General features: G+C 26.0%; 2 protein-coding genes. Both read left to right on the forward strand.

Going from position 1 to position 3,537, the window contains the following annotated elements:
• A partial coding sequence (locus B2W91_RS06385; protein WP_291579515.1) for a condensation domain-containing protein occupies nt 1-1,497 on the forward strand: 1,497 nt, incomplete at its 5' end.
• 60 nt (nt 1,498-1,557) lie between these two features.
• A partial coding sequence (locus B2W91_RS06390) for a non-ribosomal peptide synthetase (RefSeq protein WP_291579517.1) occupies nt 1,558-3,537 on the forward strand: 1,980 nt, incomplete at its 3' end.

The following is a 3,537-nucleotide window of genomic DNA, read 5'->3' on the forward strand; positions in this document are numbered from 1 at the left end:
GGAGGACATTCATTAAAGGCAATTCAAGTAATCAAGTTAATTGAAAAAAATTTAAACAAGAGTATAAATCTAAATGATTTTTTCTTATCACCAACAATTAGTGAAGTAGGTAAACTAATTTATAATAGCGATACTATAGTATGGGAAAAAATAGATAAACTACCTGAAAGTGAATACTATGATTGCTCCTACGGGCAAAAAAGATTATGGATTATAAATCAAATGGATCCTAATAACAATCAATATAATATGTCAGGAAATCTAAAATTTAATGAAAAAATGGATAAAGATATAGTAATCAAAGTTATTAAAGAACTTTCAAAAAGGCATGAAGCATTTAGAACTAGATTTAAAGAAATAGATGGTAATGTAGTACAAATAATAGAAAGAGGAGCTAATATACCATTTGAATTTGTTGATTTGAGTTTACTTTCGTCAATAGAAAAATGCATAAAAATTAAAGAAGTGGAAGAAAAACTAACACACATAATTTTTGATTTAGAAATATGTCCGCTTATAAGAGTAGTACTAGTAAAAATGAATGAAGAAGAATTCAACTTAATATATTGTATTCATCATATAGTATTTGACGGATACTCAATGGAAATATTAGCGGAAGAATTTGAAGTTATATATAATTCTTATAAAGAAAACAAAGATTATGAATTAGAAATACTACCTATACAATATAAAGACTTTGCTTCATGGCAAAACAACTTTATTCATAATGAAGAAAAGATAAAAGAAGCAAAAGAATTTTGGAGTAATCAATTAAAAGAAGAAGTTAAACCAATAAGATTTCCTGTCAATTATTCAAATTATGAGTTAATGGATAGAATAAGCTCAGTTTATAGGATGGTATTAAGTAAAGAATTAAAAAGGGATTTAAATTCTCTAGCTAAAGAATTTAAAACTAGTATTTTTAATTTGATGATTAGTGCATTAAGAGTATTAATATGGTCTTTAATATATGAGGATAATTTTATTATAGGAACAGCAACATTTGGAAGAGAAAATGCAGATTTAGAAAATATTATAGGTTATTTCGTGAATACTACAATAATTAGGACAACTATTCAAGAAGATGATACTTTCAAAGATTTAGTTTTAAGATCAAATAATATAATAATAAAATCTATAGAATATCAAAAATATCCTATAGAATTATTATTAGATGAATTGCAAATACCTTATCCAGAAATAAATGTGTTCTTTAATTTGCTAAATACAGGGTATGCACAGAATCAAATAATAGAAGATTCAACTTCATATCATCTTGAAAATACTCAAGGAACTAAATTCGATCTTACCATATATGCAAAGGAATATTCCAATGGTATTGAGATAATATGCACTTACTTTACAAAACTGTTTAGCAAGGAATTTATTGAATATATAATGAACAAATATGAAGAGTTATTAATAAATGCTAAAAGTAATCCTAATGAATTAATAAAGAATATTCTTAAATCTAATAAATCGAGGAGGAAGTTTTAGATTTAAATATAATATTTAAAATCAAATATATGCTAGCAGCCATTGAAAGGAAGAAAATATATGATAGTTAAAAAGTTTATGGAGCAAGTGGAAGCGAATCCAAACAATATTGCTATTAAAACCAATTATAGAGCTGTAACCTATAAAGAATTAAATAATCATGCTAATTATGTAGCCAGTGAGTTAATATCTACTCATAATAATATATTAAAGAATAAGCCTGTTGCAAATGTAGCTTTACTATTTGAACATGGAGAAGACATGATTATTGGAACTGTTGGAGCAATAAAAGCTAATTTAACATATGTACCTATTGAACCATCATATCCAATGGAAAGACTAAAATATATTGTTAATCATGGAGATGTAAAAACAATTTTAACAAATAGTAAAAATTTAGCTATCGCATTAACTTTAATTGCTCAATGTGATGAAGATATTAAGGTAATAAATATAAATGATATTAAATATACAGATTTAGATTATAAATTAGATGAAATCAGTGAAAATAATGAAATAGCATATATTATGTATACATCAGGTTCAACAGGCAAGCCTAAGGGAGTATATCAAAGCTATAACAATTTATTTCATTTTATAAATTGTTATGCTAAAACCTTAGATATTACTAAGGATGATAGATTAACTTTATTTTCATCCTTATGCCATGATGCTTCTTTAATGGATATATATGTAGCCTTATTAAATGGGGCTACATTATACCCAGTAAATATAAAAGATGTAAATAGCTTTAAAGAAATTTATAGTTGGTTGCAATTAGAGAAAATAACAGTATGGCATTCCGTACCTACAGTATATAGATATTTAATAAAAGTTTTAACTGAAAAAGAAACGTTTAATGACTTACGTTATATTGTTTTAGGTGGAGAAGAAATTATAAATAATGATATTGAGATGTTTAAATTATATTTTAATAATACAAAGCTCATTAATCTTTATGGACAGACTGAATCATCGTTTAACTCTGCTAAAATATTTCAATTAGGAGATAATAACAGGAGTATAACATTAGGACAAGCTGTAGATGAAACGGAATTAGTAGTTATTGATGAAAATAGAGAAGAAGCGCTTCCTTTTAAAGTTGGAGAAGTAGTAGTGATAAGCAAGTATATATCATTGGGATACTGGAAAGACAAGGAATTAACAGAAAAAACTTTTAAATTTGATACTTATGGTGAGAGCTTGTACTTTACTGGTGATTTAGGAAGAACCTTAGAGAATGGAGAAATTGAGTTTGTTGGTAGAAAAAATTCTATTATTAAAATCAGGGGATATAGAGTGGATATTGGAGATATTGAAAGTAATTTACTAAAAAATCAAAATATAGAGCAAGTTGCTGTTATAAATGCAAATAATTCTAGTAAAGGCGAGGAAGATAGTTTAGTTGCATTCTTAGTATCTGCCAAGGATTTGAATATTGATGAAATACGAAGATTTATTTCAACTAAAGTACCAGAATATATGATTCCAAATAGATTTATTCAAATAGATAAACTTCCAACAACGCAAAGTGGAAAAATAGATAGAAAATTTTTAATGAAAAATTTAGTTGATATAGATACTAAAAAGAAATATTTACCTCCAACAAACGAAACTGAGAAAAAATTAGTAGAAATATGGAGTGAAATATTATCCCTTAGAGATATAAGTATAGATGATAACTTTTTTGAATTAGGTGGGCATTCATTAAAAGCAACTTTACTTATTAACAATATCCATAAAGAATTAAATATTGAGATAAAATTGAAAGATTTGTTTGAGCATCCTACAATAAAAGGGTTAAGTGAATGCATTGCAAATAGTAAAAAGAGTAAATATATAATAATAGAAAGATTGCAAGAAAAGGAATATTATGAGATATCATCAGCTCAAAAAAGAATATACATGCTTCACCAATTTAATAAAGATAGTATTGCGTATAATATGCCTATGGTGTTCGAGTTAGAAGGGAAAATTAACAAGAATAAGATAGAAGATGCATTTAAGAGGTTAGTTTTAAGGCATGAAGCATTAAGAACT

Source organism: Clostridium sp. UBA6640, assembly GCF_002455975.1.
In the GTDB taxonomy this organism is placed as follows: Bacteria; Bacillota; Clostridia; order Clostridiales; family Clostridiaceae; genus Clostridium_J.